The 19369-nt window shown below is 69.9% G+C and carries 25 protein-coding genes and 1 tRNA gene; 12 read left to right on the top strand and 14 right to left on the bottom strand.

Annotation, left to right across the window (positions count from 1 at the left end):
- Window positions 1-112: 112 nt before the first annotated feature.
- From ACZ6YG_RS31790 to rlmB, 3 genes are all read right to left on the bottom strand, one after another.
- On the bottom strand, window positions 113-310 hold the full coding sequence (locus ACZ6YG_RS31790) for a DUF2283 domain-containing protein (RefSeq protein WP_397199616.1): 198 nt from the start codon (window positions 308-310) through the stop codon (window positions 113-115).
- A gap of 90 nt (window positions 311-400) precedes the next feature.
- Window positions 401-473 (bottom strand) — tRNA-Thr (locus ACZ6YG_RS31785).
- Window positions 474-494: 21 nt separating this feature from the next.
- Window positions 495-1454, bottom strand: a complete 960-nt coding sequence (gene rlmB / locus ACZ6YG_RS31780; RefSeq protein ID WP_271279248.1) for a 23S rRNA (guanosine(2251)-2'-O)-methyltransferase RlmB — start codon at window positions 1452-1454, stop codon at window positions 495-497.
- Between the two features lie 54 nt (window positions 1455-1508).
- On the opposite strand from rlmB, the gene ACZ6YG_RS31775 reads away from it, so the two are divergent.
- On the top strand, window positions 1509-1931 hold the full coding sequence (locus ACZ6YG_RS31775) for a DUF6157 family protein (protein ID WP_466020032.1): 423 nt from the start codon (window positions 1509-1511) through the stop codon (window positions 1929-1931).
- Here ACZ6YG_RS31775 and cysS read toward each other — a convergent pair.
- The gene (gene cysS / locus ACZ6YG_RS31770) at window positions 1928-3319 is read right to left on the bottom strand and encodes a cysteine--tRNA ligase (protein WP_148036692.1); all 1392 of its coding nucleotides are present in this window, start codon (window positions 3317-3319) and stop codon (window positions 1928-1930) included. The two genes, ACZ6YG_RS31775 and cysS, sit on opposite strands and share 4 nt — an antisense overlap.
- A gap of 115 nt (window positions 3320-3434) precedes the next feature.
- Between cysS and ACZ6YG_RS31765 the strand changes: the two genes are divergently transcribed.
- The gene (locus tag ACZ6YG_RS31765; RefSeq protein WP_466020031.1) at window positions 3435-4556 is read left to right on the top strand and encodes a DUF2637 domain-containing protein; all 1122 of its coding nucleotides are present in this window, start codon (window positions 3435-3437) and stop codon (window positions 4554-4556) included.
- A gap of 112 nt (window positions 4557-4668) precedes the next feature.
- Here the strand turns inward: ACZ6YG_RS31765 and ACZ6YG_RS31760 are convergent, their stop codons facing one another.
- The 4 genes from ACZ6YG_RS31760 to ACZ6YG_RS31745 form a co-directional block, all read right to left on the bottom strand.
- Entirely contained in the window at window positions 4669-4947 is a 279-nt protein-coding gene (locus ACZ6YG_RS31760; protein WP_271279251.1) for a GlsB/YeaQ/YmgE family stress response membrane protein, read from the bottom strand.
- 97 nt (window positions 4948-5044) lie between these two features.
- Window positions 5045-5332, bottom strand: a complete 288-nt coding sequence (locus ACZ6YG_RS31755) for a GlsB/YeaQ/YmgE family stress response membrane protein (protein WP_271279252.1) — start codon at window positions 5330-5332, stop codon at window positions 5045-5047.
- 139 nt (window positions 5333-5471) lie between these two features.
- The gene (ispF, locus tag ACZ6YG_RS31750; protein ID WP_466020030.1) at window positions 5472-5951 is read right to left on the bottom strand and encodes a 2-C-methyl-D-erythritol 2,4-cyclodiphosphate synthase; all 480 of its coding nucleotides are present in this window, start codon (window positions 5949-5951) and stop codon (window positions 5472-5474) included.
- Between the two features lie 17 nt (window positions 5952-5968).
- Entirely contained in the window at window positions 5969-6451 is a 483-nt protein-coding gene (locus tag ACZ6YG_RS31745) for a CarD family transcriptional regulator (RefSeq protein ID WP_043624891.1), read from the bottom strand.
- A 238-nt stretch (window positions 6452-6689) separates the two neighbouring features.
- On the opposite strand from ACZ6YG_RS31745, the gene ACZ6YG_RS31740 reads away from it, so the two are divergent.
- Window positions 6690-7271 (top strand): copper chaperone PCu(A)C domain-containing protein, encoded by a 582-nt coding sequence (locus ACZ6YG_RS31740; RefSeq protein ID WP_261809065.1) that lies wholly within the window; start codon window positions 6690-6692, stop codon window positions 7269-7271.
- A gap of 63 nt (window positions 7272-7334) precedes the next feature.
- Here ACZ6YG_RS31740 and ACZ6YG_RS31735 read toward each other — a convergent pair whose 3' ends face one another.
- Both ACZ6YG_RS31735 and ACZ6YG_RS31730 read right to left on the bottom strand, forming a co-directional pair.
- A complete protein-coding gene (locus tag ACZ6YG_RS31735; RefSeq protein WP_148036687.1) occupies window positions 7335-8027 on the bottom strand; it encodes a response regulator transcription factor in 693 nt (230 codons plus the stop codon).
- Window positions 8024-9202, bottom strand: a complete 1179-nt coding sequence (locus ACZ6YG_RS31730; RefSeq protein WP_246640229.1) for a sensor histidine kinase — start codon at window positions 9200-9202, stop codon at window positions 8024-8026. The genes ACZ6YG_RS31735 and ACZ6YG_RS31730 overlap by 4 nt, the downstream gene beginning before the upstream one ends.
- Window positions 9203-9326: 124 nt before the next feature.
- Between ACZ6YG_RS31730 and phoU the strand changes: the two genes are divergently transcribed.
- Window positions 9327-9971, top strand: a complete 645-nt coding sequence (phoU, locus tag ACZ6YG_RS31725; RefSeq protein ID WP_148036686.1) for a phosphate signaling complex protein PhoU — start codon at window positions 9327-9329, stop codon at window positions 9969-9971.
- Window positions 9972-10535: 564 nt separating this feature from the next.
- Entirely contained in the window at window positions 10536-11399 is an 864-nt protein-coding gene (locus ACZ6YG_RS31720) for a DUF3800 domain-containing protein (RefSeq protein ID WP_466020029.1), read from the top strand.
- 430 nt (window positions 11400-11829) lie between these two features.
- Here the strand turns inward: ACZ6YG_RS31720 and ACZ6YG_RS31715 are convergent, their stop codons facing one another.
- From ACZ6YG_RS31715 to mshA, 3 genes are read right to left on the bottom strand one after another with little or no spacing between them, the layout of a single operon-like run.
- On the bottom strand, window positions 11830-12573 hold the full coding sequence (locus ACZ6YG_RS31715; RefSeq protein WP_148036685.1) for a phosphoglyceromutase: 744 nt from the start codon (window positions 12571-12573) through the stop codon (window positions 11830-11832).
- Window positions 12574-12598: 25 nt separating this feature from the next.
- A complete protein-coding gene (locus tag ACZ6YG_RS31710; RefSeq protein WP_466020028.1) occupies window positions 12599-13081 on the bottom strand; it encodes a type III secretion system chaperone family protein in 483 nt (160 codons plus the stop codon).
- A 10-nt stretch (window positions 13082-13091) separates the two neighbouring features.
- Entirely contained in the window at window positions 13092-14369 is a 1278-nt protein-coding gene (mshA, locus tag ACZ6YG_RS31705) for a D-inositol-3-phosphate glycosyltransferase (protein WP_416276725.1), read from the bottom strand.
- A gap of 105 nt (window positions 14370-14474) precedes the next feature.
- Between mshA and ACZ6YG_RS31700 the strand changes: the two genes are divergently transcribed.
- Window positions 14475-15218, top strand: a complete 744-nt coding sequence (locus tag ACZ6YG_RS31700; protein WP_466020027.1) for an SDR family NAD(P)-dependent oxidoreductase — start codon at window positions 14475-14477, stop codon at window positions 15216-15218.
- Complete coding sequence (locus ACZ6YG_RS31695) at window positions 15211-16014, top strand: class I SAM-dependent methyltransferase (protein WP_148036682.1); 804 nt, start codon at window positions 15211-15213, stop codon at window positions 16012-16014. The genes ACZ6YG_RS31700 and ACZ6YG_RS31695 overlap by 8 nt, the downstream gene beginning before the upstream one ends.
- A 3-nt stretch (window positions 16015-16017) precedes the next feature.
- Here ACZ6YG_RS31695 and ACZ6YG_RS31690 read toward each other — a convergent pair whose 3' ends face one another.
- Window positions 16018-16530 carry an O-acetyl-ADP-ribose deacetylase gene (locus ACZ6YG_RS31690; protein WP_466020026.1) on the bottom strand — a complete coding sequence of 171 codons (513 nt, stop codon included), beginning with the start codon at window positions 16528-16530 and terminating at the stop codon, window positions 16018-16020.
- A gap of 54 nt (window positions 16531-16584) precedes the next feature.
- On the opposite strand from ACZ6YG_RS31690, the gene ACZ6YG_RS31685 reads away from it, so the two are divergent.
- The 5 genes from ACZ6YG_RS31685 to ACZ6YG_RS31665 all read left to right on the top strand — a co-directional run bounded on the left by ACZ6YG_RS31685 (window position 16585) and on the right by ACZ6YG_RS31665 (window position 19368).
- Window positions 16585-16941 carry a BlaI/MecI/CopY family transcriptional regulator gene (locus ACZ6YG_RS31685; RefSeq protein ID WP_148036680.1) on the top strand — a complete coding sequence of 119 codons (357 nt, stop codon included), beginning with the start codon at window positions 16585-16587 and terminating at the stop codon, window positions 16939-16941.
- Window positions 16938-17843, top strand: a complete 906-nt coding sequence (locus ACZ6YG_RS31680; protein WP_219546159.1) for a M56 family metallopeptidase — start codon at window positions 16938-16940, stop codon at window positions 17841-17843. The genes ACZ6YG_RS31685 and ACZ6YG_RS31680 overlap by 4 nt, the downstream gene beginning before the upstream one ends.
- 60 nt (window positions 17844-17903) lie before the next feature.
- Window positions 17904-18398, top strand: a complete 495-nt coding sequence (locus ACZ6YG_RS31675; RefSeq protein WP_148036678.1) for a helix-turn-helix domain-containing protein — start codon at window positions 17904-17906, stop codon at window positions 18396-18398.
- Window positions 18399-18404: 6 nt separating this feature from the next.
- Window positions 18405-18866 carry a hypothetical protein gene (locus ACZ6YG_RS31670; protein ID WP_271278950.1) on the top strand — a complete coding sequence of 154 codons (462 nt, stop codon included), beginning with the start codon at window positions 18405-18407 and terminating at the stop codon, window positions 18864-18866.
- 133 nt (window positions 18867-18999) lie between these two features.
- The gene (locus ACZ6YG_RS31665) at window positions 19000-19368 is read left to right on the top strand and encodes a DUF2516 family protein (protein WP_148036676.1); all 369 of its coding nucleotides are present in this window, start codon (window positions 19000-19002) and stop codon (window positions 19366-19368) included.
- Window position 19369: the final 1 nt, after the last annotated feature.

The raw sequence follows: 19369 nt of genomic DNA, 5'->3' as shown, positions 1-19369 counted from the left end.
GTTAGGTCGGGGACCACCCTAATACTCCGGTGACAGTTCGCGATCATAGGGTCGGATTTGCGCTGGTAGTGGCACTGTCAAGCAGCCCTCCCAGCTCGGTACGGCCCTTTTCCTATTCTCCTGGCCACGCGGCCAGGATCTCGATACCGATCACCCGGCCGCTCTCGTCCAGGTCGAAGTTCACCATGGGACCGTCCACCGTGACCGTCCGCGCCACGCCACCGGGCGTGATGGGACCCCGCAGGTAGATGTACGCGGCCTCCGCCTGGGGATCGTAGGTCCACGTACCGGAATGCTCTTCCAGAGTCACGGAGTCTCCTGTAGCAAGATCGCGAGAATTGTCCTGACAAACACAAAGCCCCTGAACCGGAGACACCAGTTCAGAGGCTTCGTCGTGAAGAGCCGACGTGGGGAATCGAACCCCAAACCTTCTGTTTACAAGACAGATGCTCTGCCGATTGAGCTACGTCGGCACGGCCTATCAGTGTAGACGGTCACCGCCGTCGATGACGAGCCACTTCGTACAAGGTCACCCCTGCCGCCACCCCCGCGTTGAGCGACTCCGCAGCCGCGCGCATCGGGATGCGGGCGACCACGTCGCACTGCTCGCGGACCAGCCGCGACAGCCCCTTCCCTTCGGAGCCGACCACCACGACCAGGGGCTCCGCCAGGAGGTCGACGTCGCCGATCTCCGCGTCGCCCGCGCCGTCGAGACCGATGACGAAGAGCCCTTCGTCGCGGTATTCGCGGAGGGCGGCGGTGAGGTTGGCGGCGCGGGCGACGCGGAGGGTGGCCAGGGTGCCGGCGGAGGTCTTCCAGGCGCCGCCTGTCACGCCGGCTGAGCGGCGGGACGGGACGAGCAGGCCGTGGGCGCCGAAGGCGGTGGCGGAGCGGGCGATGGCGCCCAGGTTGCGGGGGTCGGTGACGCCGTCGAGGGCGACGATGAGCGGGGTCTCGGCCGCGTCGCGGGCCAGCTCGACCAGCTCCGCCGGGTGGGCGTAGTCGTAGGCCGGGATCTGGAGGGCCACGCCCTGGTGGACGGCGCCCTCGGTCAGCCTGTCGAGCTTGTCGCGGGTGACCTCCATGAGGGCGATCCCGCGGTCGGCGGCGATTTTGACGCTGTCTCGTACGCGGTCGTCGTTGTCGACGCGGTGGGCGACGTAGAGGGCACTGGCCGGGACGCCGGCCTGGAGGGCCTCCAGGACGGGGTTGCGGCCGCCGATGTATTCGGGGGCGTCGTCGGAGCGCCTGGTGCGCGCGGGGGCGCGGCGGGTGCCGCCTCCCTGCTCCTCGCGGGCGACGCGCTCTGCCCTGGCCTTGTCCTTGTACCAGTGGCGCATCTCGGCGGGCGGGGTCGCGCCCCTGCCTTCGAGGCCGCGGCGACGCTGGCCGCCGGTGCCCTTGGTCGGGCTCTTCTTCTTCGCGGGCCTGCCCGGCTTACCCCCTGCTGCCATGGAATCAAGGGTACTTGCGCCGCCAAGTCCCTTGGCCCGCCTAGGTTGGCGGACGTGGATCTGAATTACTACGACACGCTCATCGCGGTCGCCGAGGACACCCAGGTCATCCGGGCCGAGGTTCCGCTGCCGAGGGGTGGCAAGCCGACGGTCGCGAGCGTCCAGTACGAGTTGCTCGCGGCCGATCCGGGCGCCCTCACCCAGGAGGACGTGCTGTTCGAGAGCTGGCTGCGGCGCCAGGACGACCCGGAGCCGCCGCAGGACGTGCGGGCCGAGCTGCGCGACCGGTTCTTCAGCAGGTCGCAGGCCTGCCTGCGGGCCTCGCCCCTGCCGAAGAAGCACGGCTGGGGCCTGCTCTTCGACGGGGCGGGCCGCATCACGTTGTGTCCGATGGAGTCGGACGAGTATCAGCGCATCGTCGCCGGCGAGGTGGCGGGTGTCCGTGTGCTGAAGGCGATGCGCACCCGCCGCCGTTAGCCGCGCAGCTCCCAGCGGGCGCCGTGCGGGGTGTCCTCGACGGTGACGCCCGCCTCGGCGAGCTGGTCTCTGATCGCGTCGGCGGCCGCGTAGTCCTTACGGGCCCTGGCCGCCTTGCGCTGCTCCAGAGCGACCACGACCAGCGCGTCGACCACCGGCTTGAGGTCGGAGCCCGCCGTGCGCCACTGCGGCGAGCGCGGGTCGAGGCCCAGCACGTCGAGCATGTTCTGGGTCTCGGCGAGCAGCCGGGCCACCGCCTCCTTGTCGCCCTTGGACAGCGCGACGTTGCCCTCGCGGACCACCTCGTGCACGACCGCGAGCGCCTGAGGCGTGCCGAGGTCGTCGTCGAGCGCGTCGGCGAACGCCTGCGGGAGCGGCGCGTCGGCGTCGACGTCGTGGATGACCTCGGCGGCGCGGGTCACGAACCCCTCGATCCGCTGGTAGGCGGTCGCGGCCTCCCGCAGCGCCTCTTCGGAGTAGTCGATGGAGGAGCGGTAGTGGGGCGCGGCGAGGTAGTAGCGCAGCTCGACCGGGCGGACCTTCTGCACCATGTCGGGGACCAGCAGCGAGTTGCCCCGCGACTTGGCCATCTTCTCGGCGCCGATCTTGACCAGGCCGTTGTGCATCCAGTAGCGGGCGAAGCCGTCGCCCGCCGCCTGGGACTGGGCGATCTCGTTCTCGTGGTGCGGGAAGATCAGGTCGAGGCCGCCGCCGTGGATGTCGAACGTCGGGCCCAGGTATTTGGTGGCCATCGCCGAGCACTCGAGGTGCCAGCCGGGACGGCCGGGGCCCCACGGGGTCGGCCAGGTGGGCTCGCCGGGCTTCTCGCCCTTCCACAGGGCGAAGTCGCGCGGGTCGCGCTTGCACGACTCGTCGTCGGTGTCGCCGGCCGCGCGCATGTTGTCCAGCTTCTGGTTGGAGAGCTTGCCGTACTCGTCCTCCCAGGAGCGCACGTCGAAGTAGACGTCGCCGCCGGAGGCGTAGGCGTGGCCGCGGTCGATGAGCCGCCGCATGAGCTCGATCATCTCCGGCACATGGCCGGTGGCGCGCGGCTCGACGGTCGGCGGCAGGCAGCCGAGCGTGTCGTAGGCCCAGGTGAAGGCGCGCTGGTTGCGCTCGGCGACGACGAACCACGGCACCCGCTCCTCGGCGGACACCCTGATGATCTTGTCGTCGATGTCGGTGACGTTGCGGCAGAACAGCACGTCGTAGCCGGAACGCATGAGCCAGCGCCGCAGCACGTCGAAGTTGACGCCCGAGCGGATGTGGCCGATGTGCGGAGGGGCCTGCACGGTGGCGCCACACAGGTAGATCGACGCCCGGCCGGCTTCGAGCGGGACGAATGCGCGAATGTCGCGAGTGGCGGTGTCGTAAAGGCGCAGGCTCACAAAAGCAAGGCTAACGCCTCAGCCACCGTCGTGGATGCGATTACCGCGCCACCATGTGCGATGACGGTCGCGTTGATCGGCCCGGGAGTGCATTGTTCTGTAGGCTCGAACCGCCATGGACGTGACTCCCCCCTCTACGCTCCGCCGCCTGGGCATCGCCCTGGCCGGACTCGCCGTCGCCGCGCTGACGGGCGCCGCGTGCGTGCTCTCGTTCGACGATCTGCGGGCGCTGGCCGTGCACGGCGGCGCCCGTCCCGACCTCGCCTACCTCTATCCGGCGGGGTTCGACGCGCTGCTCGCGGTCACGCTGATCTGCGTGCTGCTGCTGCGCTCCGCCCGCGCGCTGGTGCGCGCCCAGGCCGCGGTGGTGCTGGTCCTGCTCATCCTGGCGGCCGCCGCGGTGAACGTGGCCACGGCGCTCGGCCACGCGTTCCCGGCCTCACCGACGGCCGTCGGCGTGGCCGTCGCGCCGTGGGTGATGCTCGCCCTGGGGCTGTGGCTCTGGATGCTGCTGATCAAGCACGTGCAGGACGGCCGGGGGTCCGCGCGCGACCACGACGGTACGGGGGAGCACGACATCGTGCCGTTCCACCGGGGCGTCGAGGCGGACAGGACGGTCGAGCTGCCGCGCCCGGCCGCCGGGCCGCGGCCGTCCGAGGAGCCGCCGCCCCTGGCCGCCGCCGCCCCGGCCGCGCTGGAGACGACGCCGGTCGTCGGCCCCACTCCCGCCCCGGAGACCCCGCCGGTCTCGGAGCAGGTCACCCGCTGGCCGGCCCACCGTCCCGAAGAGGAGACGGCCCCCTCGCCCGCACCGGATTCGGCCCCCGAACCGTCCGCGGCCTCGCCCGTACCGGATTCGGCTTCTGAACGATCCGCGTCCTTATCGGAACCGGCCCCTGAGGGAGCCCCGGAGCCGGAACCGGAGCCCGAGCCTGAGCGGCCCGTGCGGTGGGGTGATCGGGTCAAGCCGAGAGACGTCCTGGTGCATCCCCGCGCGGCCACGGGCGCCGAGAAGGGCGCCGACACGCAGCCCGTGCCCGTGGTGCGGGACGACGAGCCGGACCCGGGGCACGGCCGGGAGGCCGCCGACGCCGGTGAGCGCGGGCAGGACGGCCGGGCCGCGGACGCCCTGGAGGACACCGCCCCTCACCCCATCGTCGAGGAGAACGGCCGGCCGTCCCCCGGGGAGGCGCCGTCGGGGCGGCTGCGCAGCACGCCCCTGCCGCCGGAGGACTGAGAACGCCGCCTGACATGCGCGAAGCCCGCCCGGCATCAGTGCCGGGCGGGCTTTGCGCGTGTTGCTCCGTGCTCTCGGGATCAGGCACGGTTCCCGGGGTCACAGGCCCCGGCTAGATGCTTGTACCGCGAGGTCCACGGCGTAGGCCGGCGACGATGCCGACGCCCACGACCGCCAGGACGACCTGCAGCACCAGTTCTATCCAATCGATGCCGGGGGTCGTCTCCACGCCGATGACCTGAGCGATCATCGTGCCGACGAGGGCGGCGACGATGCCGACGACGATGGTGAGGATCCACCCGATGGCCTGCCGGCCCGGAAGCAGCAGACGCCCGATGGCGCCGATGACGGCGCCGATCACGATGGCGCCCAGGATGGACTGGATTGTCATGACACAAACCTCCCCGTGAGGATGAGCGGTTCATCCTGCACGGGGAGTGGGATACCCGATCTCCAGCCTTTATGCCGGAGATTTACAAATTTGCAGCTCAGGTGGTGGTTCGCCCTCTTCCGCCACCCTTCCCCCTGGCCGATCCGGCCACGATCGACACTCCGATCACCGCCAGCACGAGTTGGAGGATGTGTTCGAGCCAGTCGATGCCCCTGGTGTCGGCCCAACCGAACAGCTGAGCGATCAGCGTGCCGAGCAGAGCCGCCACGATGCCGACGATCAGTGTCAGGCCGATGGACATGTTCTGCTTTCCCGGCAGGATCAGCCGGGCCAGCGCGCCGACGATGGCGCCGATGATTACCGCGGAAACGATCGCGCCGATCATGTATAGCTCCCCCCGAAAGCGTCTTCAGAGGGACATACCCGGCATTTCAGCAAGTTACCCCTGGTAGACGGCGATCCGCACCGCGCCAGAGCGGACCGCCGTCGGCCATGGAACAGGCGGGCGGCAGGTTGCCCACCGGTTAAAGGACGGCTGATCCCGGCGTGAGGTTGACGACGAGCGCGGTCGCGACCGCGGCGATCCCTTCGCCGCGTCCGGTCAGCCCGAGCCCGTCGGTGGTGGTGGCGCTGAGGCTCACAGGAGCCCCCAGAGCGGCGCTGAGCGCCTTCTCCGCCTCCAGGCGCCGGGGAGCCAGTTTCGGGCGGTTACCGATCACCTGGACGGCCACGTTGCCGATCTCGAAGCCGGCCGCCCGCACCTTGCGCGCGGTCTCCTCCAGCAATGCGGCGCCGGACGCGCCCGCCCAGCGCGGGTCGGCAGTGCCGAACAGGCCGCCCAGATCGCCCAGGCTCGCGGCGGACAGCAAGGCGTCGCAGGCCGCGTGCGCGGCGGCGTCGCCGTCCGAGTGGCCGGTCAGGCCGGTCTCGCCCGGCCAGTGCAGGCCGGCGAGATGCAGCTCCCGGCCCGATGCGAACGGGTGGACGTCGACTCCGACGCCCACCCGTGGAACGATCGCGCTCAGGAGTTCAGGACCTCGTCGAGCAGGGCCTCCGCCTTGTCCTCGTTGGTCTTCTCGGCGAGCGCGAGCTCGCTGACGAGGATCTGGCGAGCCTTGGCGAGCATGCGCTTCTCGCCCGCGGACAGGCCGCGCTCGCGGTCTCGGCGCCACAGGTCGCGGACGACCTCGGCGACCTTGTTCACATCACCGGACGCGAGCTTCTCCAAGTTGGCCTTGTAGCGCCGCGACCAGTTCGTCGGCTCCTCGGTGTGCGGCATGCGCAGCACGTCGAAAACGCGCTCCAGGCCCTCCTGGCCGACAACATCGCGCACCCCGACGAGTTCTGCGTTTTCAGCTGGCACCTGGACGGTAAGGTCGCCCTTGTCGACCTTGAGCACCAGGTAGGTCTTTTCCTCACCCTTGATGGATCGCTTCGTGATTGCTTCGATCCGAGCAGCCCCATGGTGGGGGTAGACGACAGTGTCGCCGACCTGGAAAGTCATGTGACAAGTACCCCTTCCGCTGTACTCCAGAGTACCACGCATCCACAGGGTCCCGGAACAGTGAAATCATCATAACTGCAGGTCAAAGCCGCATATTGGGGATTGACAAGAGGTCAACTCTGTGAATCGCATATCCGGACATACCGAATGACCTGCGGGGGTGTGGAAATGACCTTGGAAACAGGTGGATATGGTAGGCGCTGCCCATCCCCATGTGCGAACCAAGGAGAACCCGCTCGTGACCAGCCGTCGCTGGATTGTCGCCGCCGCCGCGTTCCTGGCAGCCCCCGTACTCGCCGGCTGTTCTGTTGGTTTCGACGCCAACACCACCAAGCCGTACGCTCCGGTGGAGGCGGCGGCCCTGATCGACCAGGGCGCCTACGGCAAGCAGAGCATCCACGTGCCCCAGGCGTTCATCCTCGGCCCCGAGCCCGGCGGCAGCATCCCGTGGCGCGGCTCCGTCCCCGTCTACCTGACGATGCTCAACAACGGCGACTCCCCCGACACGCTGCAGTCCGTCAGCGCCGGTGACGCCGCGAGCGCCAAGCTGGCCGCGCCCGTGCAGCTCCCGGTGGGCCAGCTCGTCAAGGCGGAGGCCGCCACGCCGCAGATCACCCTGGAAGGCCTCAGCAAGGCCCTCAGAGGCGGTGAGGCGCTCCGGCTGGACCTCCAGTTCGCCAACGCCGGCACGATCACCCTGGACGTCCCCGTGATGCCGCACAGCCGCGAGTACGCGTCCTACCCGGCGGTCGAGGGCGCCGTCCCCGCGCCGACCCCCTCGCCCACGCCGACCGAGGCGGCCGAGGAAGAGGCCCACTGACCCCAGGACACGCCAGAACCCCTTCGTCCCGTACGCGCACTCGTACGGGACGGAGGGGTTCTGTCAGTCTTCGGCGGTGTCGAACTTGTAGCCGAGCCCGCGCACGGTCAGGATGCAGCGCGGGCTCGACGGGTCGGCCTCGATCTTCGCGCGCAGCCGCTTGACGTGCACGTCCAGGGTCTTGGTGTCACCGACGTAGTCGGCGCCCCACACGCGGTCGATGAGCTGGCCGCGGGTGAGCACCCGGCCGGCGTTGCGCAGCAGCACCTCCAGCAGCTCGAACTCCTTCAGCGGGAGCTGCACCGGCTCGCCGCGCACCGCCACCACGTGCCGGTCGACGTCCATGCGCACCGGGCCGACGGCGAGCACCGCGGTCTCCAGTTCCTCAGGGGCGTCGCCCTGCCGGCGCAGCACCGCGCGGATGCGCGCCACCAGCTCGCGCGAGGAGAACGGCTTGGTCACGTAGTCGTCGGCGCCCAGCTCCAGGCCCACGACCTTGTCGACCTCGCTGTCCTTAGCGGTCAGCATGATCACCGGGACCTTGGAGCGCTGCCGCAGCGAGCGGCAGACCTCGGTGCCCGGCAGGCCCGGCAGCATCAGGTCGAGCAGCACCAGGTCGGCGCCGTTGCGGTCGAAGGTGTCGAGGGCCTCGGGCCCGGTCGCCGCGACCGAGACCTCGAAACCCTCCTTGCGCAGCATGTAGGAAAGGGCGTCGGAGAAGGACTCCTCGTCTTCCACGACGAGTACACGGGTCACGGGGCGGCCTCCAGAGGGATTGCAGGTTGTGCCGGAATGGCCGTCCCACCGAAGGCGGGCAGGCGCAAAGTGAAGGTCGAACCGGAGCCTTCCTTGCTCCAGACGGAGACCTCGCCCGCGTGCGAGGCGGCCACGTGCTTGACGATGGCCAGGCCGAGACCGGTGCCGCCGGTCGCGCGCGAGCGGGCGGTGTCGACGCGGAAGAAGCGCTCGAAGATGCGCTCCTGCGCCTCCTCCGGGATGCCGATGCCCTGGTCGCTGATGCTGATCTCGACGCTCTCCCCGGCGGGGCGGGTGCTGACCACCACGCGGGTGTGCTCCGGGCTGTAGGCGATCGCGTTGTCGATGAGGTTGCGCAGCGCGGTCACCAGCAGCTCCTCGTCGCCCCAGATGCGCAGCCCGTCGGTGCCGCCGGTGACGAGCGTGATGTCCTTGGCGCCGGCGCGGGTGTTGCAGTGGTCGATGGCGACGCCGATGGCCTCGTCGATGGAGACCTGGGCGGGCGCCGGGATGGGCTCGGCGCCCTGTATGCGGCTCAGCGTGATGATGTCCTGCACCAGGTAGGTGAGCCGGGCCGCCTCGTGCTGCATGCGGGCCGCGAACCGGGTGACGGCCTCGGGGTCGTCGGCGGCGTCCTGGATCGTCTCCGCCAGCAGGCTCAGCGCGCCGACCGGGGTCTTGAGCTCGTGGCTGACGTTCGCCACGAAGTCGCGGCGCACCGCCTCGACCCTGCGCCGCTCGGTCTGGTCCTCCGCCAGCACCAGCACCTGGCCGAACGAGCCGAGAGGCGCCACACGGACCGCGAAGCTCGTGGTCTCCTGGCCGAACTTGTTGCCCGCCACGTCGATCTCCGTCTCACGGATCTCGCCGTCGCGCCGTACCTGCCGCGCCAGCGCGAGCAGCTCGGCGACCATCAGCCGGTCACCCTTGACGAGCCCGAACGCGCGAGCGGCCGAACTGGCCCTCAGCACGCGGTCGTGCGCGTCGAGCACCACCGCCGACGAGGGCAGCACCGCGAGCACCGAGGCCACGCCCTGCGGCAGCGCCGTGACCCCCGGATCGGAGACCTCGCTCTTCCTGCTGGGCGCCTCGATCTGGTTACGGTAGAACAACACAGCCAGAGCCCCCACGACGAAGCCGGCCAGGGCCGCGAAGCTCAAGGCCATCTCACTCATGTTCCCGATGGTAGGCGGCGCCCCCGCGCGCACAGACCCCTCACCAGGGAGATGAACCGCCCTTTCCCGGAAAGTTCACCTCCGAGTCGGAGTTCGTTCACAGACGTCGCCGTACGGTGACGTCATGCGTGACGCGTACCACGAAGAACTAGACGCCCTCACTGACAGGCTGGTCGAGATGACCAGGCTTGTCCGCTCCGCCATCTCGCGCGCCACCACCGCGCTGCTCGACGCGGACCTCCAGCTCGCCGAGCAGGTCATCTCCCGCGACGAGGAGGTGAACGCGCTCTACTCGGGCATCGAGGGGTCCATCTTCGACCTCATGGCCAGGCAGCAGCCGGTGGCCGTCGACCTGCGCCTGGTCATCACCGCGCTGCGGATGGGCGCCGATCTGGAAAGGATGGGCGACCTCGCCGTCCACGTCGCCAAGGTGGCCCGCCTGCGCCACCCCGACTCCGCCATCCCCGCCGAGATCCGCTCCACCATCATCGAGATGGGACAGATCGCCGAAAACCTGGTCACCAAGGCCGGCGGCTGCATCGCCTCCCGCGACGTCGAGGTCGCCCTGGAACTGGAACAGGACGACGACGCGATGGACCGGCTGCACCGGCGGCTGTTCCGCACCATCCTCAGCAAGGACTGGAGCCACGGGGTGGAGCCGGCGATCGACATCACGCTGATCGGGCGGTACTACGAGCGGTACGCGGACCACGCGGTGAGTGTGGCGCGGGATGTCGTCTATCTGGTGACGGGGACGCGGCCGGAGTGATGATCGCGGTGCGCCGCCTGGTGTGGCGCACCCCGATTTGATTCGGCGTACCTGATCTTGTTTGTGTGCCCGATCTTGTTCGGTGTGCGCCTGGTTCGGGGTGCCGTTTCATTAGGCGCAAAGCTGGTCATTAGGTTCAAAACCAGAAAATCTTTTGGGAAACCCCTCGGGCTGGGCGCCGTTACGCGTGCCTGACGGCCCGCTCAGCCCGCCGTAGGCCCTGAAAGCGCGGCCTTGCGCGGTGGCCGGGCGCTGCGCGCCTTTCGGCTCAGCCTGTGTTGTGCGGGGGCGAGCCCCCACACCCCCGGCGAGGGAGCTACCGCCCCCTCGCGCTCCCCGGTCCTGACCAGTGAGCGCATGTCGTTTGATCAGGGCATCGCACCGGCGGATGAGCACCAGGCCCACATGCTTGAGGACCGACACCGGTGGCGTCCCCGATGCGTTTGCTCGCACACGCACGACCGTGCTTACATGTGGGTAGAAATTTTCTACCGGTGCCTAGGGGAAACCCGAACACCACATCCTAAGGCCGCCTACGGGCGGCCTTAGCGCTATCTTGACCTGGTGCAACTCTGCTACCTGGATGAGTCTGGTGGCTGCGAGTCCCCCGACATGAGTCTGACGGCCACGCCCGCCATGGTGCTTCTGGGGCTCATCGTCAGTAGTGCTTCCATCCCCGCGCTTACCAGGGACTTCCTCGCACTGAAGCGCACCCATTTCCCCGGAAGGTTCGCAAGCGGACTGGCGCTTGATCACATCTTGGGGGAGATCAAGGGCAGCGAGATCTTGCAGATGACCCGGAGCCACTCACGTAACCAGCGCCGTAAGGCAGATCGGTTCCGCTCAGATCTACTCGACCTCGTAGAAACCCACGGGTGTCGCGTGGTCGGCCGAGTATGGGTCAAGGAAGCCGGTAAGGGTCTCAACCCGACCGCCAGCTACGGCTATGCCGTGCAGGACATAGCCCGACACTTCTGCCAATTCCTGACATCCCGCAGCGACCAGGGAGTCCTGATCGCGGACGGTAGGGAACATCGGACCAATCTCGGTGTGTCCCACTCAATCTTCACTCAGAAGTGGAGAACGGGCGGTGATCCCTACACGCCTCTCAGCGAAGTGCCCCTGTTCGCAGCCAGCGAGAACCCCGCTGGACTGCAGATCGCCGACCTGCTGGCTTCTACCTTGGTGTTTCCGATGGCAGCCTCGGCATATTGTCCTCGTCGGCCCGGGAATCCACATTCTTCGGGGCTCTACGCCCGCGTGCAGGCTGATTTCGGCGCTCGTCTTCGTGACCTGCAGTATCGGTACCGCGATGAGTTCGGGAAATGGCGAGGAGGGCTCGTGGTCAGCGATCCGGTGTCCAAGGGACCTGGCTCTCGGCTATTCGGCCTTGACAGCAAGTTGAGCGGTGCCGGATCGCCTACGTGAACCCGGCCGCCAGCCTTCGGTTCGGCACTCGCGGGGATGGTCGTTGTCAGTGGCGGTCAACGCCGCAAGATCCATCCACTGGCCGGGCAAGGGAGACCGGGGAGCGCGAGGGGGCGGCAGCTCCCTCGCCGGGGGTGTGGGGGCTCGCCCCCACTCGACACAGCCTGAGCCGGAAGGCGCGCAGCGCCCAGTCCCGCGCAGGGCCGCGCCTGTCCTCGGGGGCGCGGGGGCGAAGCCCCCGCACAACACGTCTGAGCCGAAAAGCGCGCAGCGCCCGGTGCCGCGCAAGGCCGCGCCTTCACGCCCTACGGCGGGCTGAGCGGGCCGTCAGGCACGCGTAACGGCGCCCAGCCCGAGGGGTTTCCCAAAAAGGCTTGAGGGTTTTCACCGAGGACGAGACGGCTCACACCGCACAATCCCCCACAGCGCGTCAGCGGCCCTGGTTGGCCACCGCCTGGATGGCGGCCTTGGCGGCCTCCGGGTCCAGGTACTCGCCGCCGCGCTTCAGCGGCCGGAAGTGCTCGTCCAGGTCGTACCGCAGCGGGATCCCCGTGGGGATGTTGAGCCCGGCGATGTCCTCGTCGCTGATCCCGTCCAGGTGCTTGACCAGGGCGCGCAGGGAGTTGCCGTGGGCGGCCACGAGCACGGTGCGGCCCGCGGACAGGTCGGGGACGATGTCGTCGTACCAGTACGGCAGCATCCGGTCCACCACGTCCTTGAGGCATTCGGTACGCGGCATCAGCTCGGGCGGGAGGAGGGCGTAGCGGCGGTCGCCCACCTGGGAGAACTCGTCGTCGTCGGCGATGGGCGGCGGGGGCGTGTCGTAGGAGCGCCGCCAGAGCATGAACTGCTCCTCGCCGAACTCCTCGCGGGTCTGGGCCTTGTTCTTACCCTGGAGGGCGCCGTAGTGGCGCTCGTTGAGCCGCCAGGAGCGCTTGACCGGGAGCCAGAGGAGGTCGGCCTCGCCGAGGGCGAACTGGGCCGTCTGGATGGCCCGGTTGAGCAGGCTCGTGTGGACGACGTCGGGGTAGAGGCCGGCGTCGGTGAGGAGCTTGCCGCCCCGGCGGGCCTCGTCCTCGCCCTTCGCCGACAGGCTCACGTCCACCCAGCCGGTGAACAGGCCCTTCGCGTTCCAGTCGCTCTCGCCATGCCGTAGCAGCACCAAAGTCGCCATGCGCCCCATCCTAGGGCGGCCTGGTTCAGGAGCGCTCCGGGTCCGCGAAGCGGGCGAAAGCCTGCAGGTTGGCGAGCGATTCGCCGCGTTTCTTGCGCCATTCCCACTCGCGCCTGATGGAGGAGGCGAAGCCGATCTCCAGGGCGCGGTCGAACGACTCGTCGGAGTAGGTGAGCACGCAGCCGAGGATGCGGTCGATCTCCTCCTCGGTGACGGCGGTGAGGGGCATGCGGCCGACCAGGTAGACGTCGCCGACGGGGTCGACGGAGAAGTGGACGCCGTACGTGGAGCCGTTCCTGGCGAGCAGCCACTTGTAGAACTCGGCGTGGTTCTCGTCGGGCTGGCGGCAGAAGAACGCCTCGATGTGCAGGACCCGCTCGCCGACGATCAGCCAGGTCATGGTGGCGAGTTTGTGCCGGCCGGGCAGCTTGGCGAGGAACGCTCCCGGCCGCGGCTCGTCGTGTTCGACGTCCGCGGCCTTGAGCGCGGCTTCGATGAGGTCGCGCATGCGCTACAGCCTACGAGTTCACCGCCACCGGCTGCCGGTGCAGGTGGGCGACGGCTTGCGCGTACACGTCCATGAGGCGTGCGGAGGTGGCCTGCCAGCCGAAGGCGGCGGCGTGCTCGCGCGCCCCCGCGGAGAGGGCGGCGAGGCGGGCCGGGTCGGTGAGGAGGCCGCCGATGGCCTGCGCCCAGTCGTGCGGGTCGTGCCCGTCTACGAGGAGCCCGGACACGCCGTCGCGGACGGCGGTGCGCAGCCCGCCGACGGCGGCGGCGACCACGGGGGTGCCGCAGGCCTGGGACTCCAGGGCGACGAGGCCGAAGGACTCGCTGTGGGAGGGGACTACGGTGAGGTCGGAGGCGCGGTACCAGTCGGCGAGCTCGTGCTGCGGCGCCGGCGGCACGAGCCGGACGGTGTCGGCGATGCCGAGCTCGGTGGCGAGTTCGGTGAGGATGGACGGCCTGGCCAGGCCGTTGCCGGAGGGTCCGCCGACGCAGGCGACGACGAGGCGGCCGCGCAGTGACGGGTCGTCGATGAGCATGCGGGAGGCGGCGCGCAGCAGCACGTCGGGGGCCTTGAGCGGCTGGATGCGGCCGACGAACAGCAGGACGCGCGCGCCCTGCGGCAGGCCGAGCCGCTGCCGGGCGGCGCCCTGCGAGGCGGGCTGGAAGACGGTCAGGTTGACGCCGGGGTTGACGACGGCGACGCGCTGTTCGGCGGCCCCGTACAGGTCGATGAGCTCGTGCGCCTCGTCGGCGGTGTTGGCCACGAGGCGGTCGGCGATCTGCACGACCTGTTCCTCGCCGACGACGCGGGCCTGCGGCTCGGGCCGGTCGCCCTCGGCGAGGAGCCGGTTCTTGACCTTGGCCATGGTGTGCATGGTGTGCACGAGCGGGACGCCCCAGCGTTCCTTGGCGAGCCAGCCGACCTGGCCGGACAGCCAGTAGTGGGAGTGGATCACGTCGTAGTGGCCGGGCTCGTACATGGCCTCGATGCGCAGCACCTCGGACAGGAACGCGCACATCTGGCCGGGCAGGTCGGCCCGGTCCATCTCCTCGTACGGTCCGGCGGTCAGGTGACGGACCAGGACACCGGGCGCCAGTTCGGCGACCGGTGGCAGGTCGCGGGCCGTGGCGCGGGTGAAGATGTCCACCTCCACGCCCGATTGAGCCAGCCGTTTGGCGGATTCGACGATGTACACGTTCATGCCGCCGGCGTCGCCCGTACCGGGCTGGTCGAGCGGTGACGTGTGCATGCTGATCGTCGCGACCCGGTTGACCCGTCGTCGCCTCACCCGACATCACCTCCAAGTGACTTACAACTGTCCAGATTTTTTCGACATTCCCGACAAGGCATCACAGTGGGGGTCCCCGAAGGGCGGCCTGGCAGGATGTGGCGCATGAAGAGAACGGCTGTGGTGACCGGCGCGAGCAGCGGCATCGGCGAGGCGACAGCGCGGCGGCTGGCCGCCGAGGGCTACCACGTGGTGGCCGGAGCCAGGCGGCGCGACCGGCTGGAGAAGCTGGCGGCCGAGGTGCCCGGCGTCACTCCGGTGACGCTCGACGTTACCTCCCAGGAGTCGGTGGACGAGCTGGCGGCCTCGCTGGATCGCTGCGACGTGCTGGTCAACAACGCCGGCGGCGCGCTCGGGCTGGAGCCGGTGTCCGGAGGCCGGGTGGACGACTGGCAGCGGATGTACGACACCAACGTGCTCGGCTCGCTGCGCGTCACCCAGGCGCTGCTGCCGAAGCTGATCGGCTCGGGCGACGGCGTGCTGGTGATGCTGACCTCGACGGCCGGGCTGGTCTCGTACGAGGGAGGCGGCGGTTACTGCGCGGCCAAGCACGCGCAGACGTCCATGACCGAGACGCTCAGGCTGGAGCTGGTCGGGCAGCCGGTGCGGATCGTGGAGATCGCGCCCGGCATGGTGCGCTCTGAGGGGTTCGCGCTGACCCGGTTCCGCGGCGACGCCGAGCGGGCGGACAAGGTGTACGAGGGCGTGCCCGACCCGCTCAGCTCCGACGACGTCGCCGACGCGATCGCCTGGTGCGTGACGCGGCCCGCGCACGTCAACGTCGACCGCCTGGTCATCCGCCCCCGCGCCCAGGCCGCCCAGCACAAGGTGCACCGCGTCAGTGGCTAGACCGGTCGGCTCGATCACCCGGGGCACGACCGGCCACAACCGGCTGCGGCGCGCCGACCGGTGGATCGCCGCCGTCCACGGCCGGCTGCTGCGCGCCACCGCCAGGCCGCTCGTGGTGGACCTGGGGTACGGGGCCTCGCACGTGACGACGCTGGAGCTGTTCACCCGGCTGCGGCGGGTGGCGCCGGACGTCGAGGTGGTGGGGATCGAGATCGACCCGGCCCGGGTGGCGGCGGCCAAGCCGTACGAGCGGGAAGGGCTGAGCTTCGCGCTCGGCGGCTTCGAGCTGCCCGTCGCCCGGCCGCCGGTGCTGGTGCGGGCCTTCAACGTGCTGCGCCAGTACGGGGAGGCGGAGGCCTGGCGCTACTGGCGGGCGCTGCTGGAGAGGCTGGCCCCCGGCGGCGTGCTGGTCGAGGGCACCTGCTCGGAGGTGGGGCACCGGGCGGTGTGGGTGGGGCTGGACGCGTCGGGCCCGCGGACGCTGACGTTCTCGGCCCGGTTCGACGCGTTCGAGCGGCCGTCGGACCTGGCCGACCGGCTGCCGAAGACGCTCATCCACCGCAACGTGCCCGGGGAGCGGATCCACGCGTTCCTGCGCGACTGGGACCACGCGTGGGCGGTCAGCGCCCCGTACAGCTCGCATGGCGCGCGCCAGCGCTGGATCGCCGCGGCGCGGACCCTCGCGGCCACCTGGCCGATCCCCTGTCACCCGCCGCTCGGCGGCCGCGCCCGCTGGCGTCTCGGCGAGCTCACCGTGCCCTGGCCGGCGGTGGCGCCGGACGTCCGGGACGCGTGACGGTCACAGCGCCGCTTCGAAGGTGGCGTACGCGGTCGCCTCGTACAGCACGAACCGCACCTCCGCCACCGACGCCACCGACGCCACCGAGGCGCGCACGGCGTCGACCGCGACGCGGGCGCCGTCGGCGAGCGGCCAGCCGAAGATGCCGGTGCCGATCGCCGGGAACGCCACCGACTCGGCGCCCAGCGACCCGGCCACCCGCAGCGACTCTTGGTAGCACGAGGCCAGCAGCCCGGAGCGGTCCTCGAACGGCGAGTGCACGGGCCCGACCGTGTGGATCACCCAGCGCGCGGGCAGCCGCCCGGCGGTGGTGGCGACCGCTTCGCCGGTCGGCAGGCCGCGCCCGTACTGGGAGGCGCGCAGCCTCCGGCACTCCTCGATGATCTCGGGCCCGCCGTTCCGGTGGATCGCCCCGTCCACCCCGCCGCCGCCCATGAGAGAGGAGTTGGCCGCGTTCACGATCGCGTCCACTTCCTGTTTCGTGATATCTCCCTGCACCAGCGTGATATCCATCTCACCAGGATCCCGGATGGCTGCTCGACGCCGTGTAGTACTACGCTGGAGCGTGTGAAGGGTCTTGGCGAGCTTGAACGCAGCATCATGGATATCTTGTGGGTGGAGAGCATCCCGCTGACCGCCCGCGAGGTCGGCCGTCTCATCGCCGACCGTGACCTGGCGCCGACCACGGTCATGACCGTTCTCGACCGCCTCACCCGCAAAGGCTTCCTCCGGCGCACCCGTGACGGGCGTGCCTGGCGCTACGAACCCGCGGAAAGCCGCGACAGCTACATCGCCGAGCTTATGCTTGGAGCTCTCGACATGACGGGCGACCGTTCCGCCGCCCTGACCCGTTTCGCCCAGGCCGTCTCCGGAGACGAGGCGGAGATCCTGCGCAGAGCCCTTACGGAGCTGGAGGAAGAGTGATCACGGCAGCGGTGCTGGCCGCGCTCGCCACGGCGTGCGCGATCGGCTCCTGGCGTCTCACCACCGCTCGCTGGACCTACCGCGCGCCCCGGCTGGCCATCATCCTGTGGCAGTCGCTGGGCGTGGCGTGGGGGCTGGCCACCACCGGGGCCATGCTCGCCTTCGGGGTGCAGCCCTACGGCATAGGCGTGCTGCCCGGCCTGGTCGCGTTCGTCCAGGGCGAGGCGCCCGGCACGGCGTGGGACCCGCTGCACGTGCTCGCCATGATCGCCGGCCTCACCTCGCTGACCGTGCTGGTCGTGGTGCTGATCTCGGCGGGGGTGCACGCGCTGCGCGCCCGCAGGCGCCACCGCACGCTGCTCGCGCTGATCTCCCGCGACGACCCCGGCGTGCCGGGCGTGCGGGTGCTCGACCACCCCGGCGCGGCGGCCTACTGCGTGCCGGGGCTGCGCTCCCAGGTGGTGGTGAGCGAGGGCGCGCTGCGGCTGTGGTCGCGCGACGAGCTCGCCGCCGTGCTGGCGCACGAGGCGGCCCACGTACGCGAGCGCCACGATCTGGTGCTGTTGCCGTTCGCCGCGCTGCGCCGGGCGTTGCCCTGGTCGAAGGTGGTGTGCGAGGCGCAGGAGCAGGTGGAGCTGCTCATCGAGATGGCGGCCGACGACCGGGCCCGCCGTTACTGCTCGCCGCGCCGGCTGGCCACGGCCCTGCTGCGGTTCGGCACCGCGGGCGCCATGCCGGCTCCCAGCGGGATGCTCGGCCTGCACGCCAGCAACGTCATGGCCAGGGTCGACCGCCTGATCAAGCCCGCTCCCGAGCTGCCGCGCAGGGCCCGGGCGGGCATCGTCGCGCTGTCCGTGACGTTGGTCACATCGACCCCGTTCCTGTGGATTATCCAGCTCTAGCGCTTGCAGGTGTTAACCAGTTCGTTTGCAACTGCAAGCAACGGGCGGCATAATCGAGGCATGGCACTTCCCAAAGTCGGCTCGATCGGCGAATACATCCGCGAGCAGCGGCAGCAGGCGAAGATCTCGCTGCGCCAGCTGGCTGCCGCGGCGGGGGTGTCCAATCCCTACCTGAGCCAGATCGAGCGCGGCCTCCGCAAGCCGAGTGCGGAGATCCTCAACCAGATCGCCAAGGGCCTGCGCATCTCGTCGCAGGTGCTCTATGTGCAGGCCGGTCTCATCGAGGATCACGAACCTCCCAGCGACGTCATCACGGCGATCCGCGAAGACCCGCACATCACCGAGCGGCAGCGCCAGGTGCTGATCGACATCTACGAGTCGTTCCGGAAGGAAGGACCGGCCGGGGACGAGCAGACCTCCCAGAACGCCCACCCCCGGCCCGCCTCCGCACCGGACGACGAACAGCCGCTGCCGCCCGAACTCCTCGCCGCACTTGAGCCCTACGCGGCGGGCAACGGCAACGGCCCCGTCAACCAGGAAACGAAGGAAGGTTAACCCATCATGACGCTCGCCACCGAAGTGAAGAAACTCGCCGACACCAAGCCGTTCTACGCGGTCGCGGGGGCCGGCGACTACGCCGTGGAGAAGCTGCGCGAGCTGCCCGAGCGGCTGCAGAAGCTGCAGTCGCGCCGCGCCGAGCTGACCAGGGAGCTCCCCGAGAGGGCGCGCGCCTACGCCGGCAAGGCCGAGGACATCGCGAAGGATCTCCCGGAGAGGGCCCGCGAGTACGCCGGCAAGGCCGAGGACATCGCCAAGGAGCTCCCGGAGAAGGCCCGCGAGTACGCCGACGAGTTCACCAACCGCGCCGTCAAGGTCTACGAGGAGTTCGCGGTCCGCGGCCGCAAGGTCGTCAGCAAGACCAGCGGCGAGGCCGCCCTTGAGCTGGAGGAGATGTCGGAGGCCGCCGAGCCGCCGGTCGCCCAGCCGGTCAAGAGGACCCGCACCACCAAGGCCAAGGCCTGACCCACCCGGCGAAGCCCGTCTCCTCGCGGAGGCGGGCTTTCGCGCGTTTCCGGCGCTTGAGCGGTGCCCGTGGAACGCGGGCGGCCATTAGGCTGAAGCCCGACTCATCGCGGCATTGGGCGGGAGCCAACACATGCAATTCATCAACCTGGTCTTCAACCTCCTCTTCTCGGTGCTGTCCCTGATCGTTCTGGGCATGTCGGGATACGCGCTGGTGCACGCGCTCCGGGTGCCGGCCGACGCGTTCGTCTCGGCGGGCAAGCTGCAGAAGAACATCTGGCTGATCATCCTGATTCTGGCCACGCTGTTCTCGGCCGCCGGCGCCTACTCGTACGTGATCAACTTCCTGGTCATCGGAGGCCGTGCCTTCCTGGGCATCGGGCTGGGGCTGTTCTCCATCGCCGCGGTGATCGCCGCCGCCATCTACATCGTGGACGTCAAGCCCGCGGTGAAGGGCATGGGCGGGCGCGGCGGCAACAGCGGCCCCTACGGCCCCTGGTGAC

Source organism: Nonomuraea sp. NPDC054003, assembly GCF_055585125.1.
Note: the sequence above shows the minus strand (reverse complement) of the source record. Positions and strands in the feature narration are given on the sequence as shown.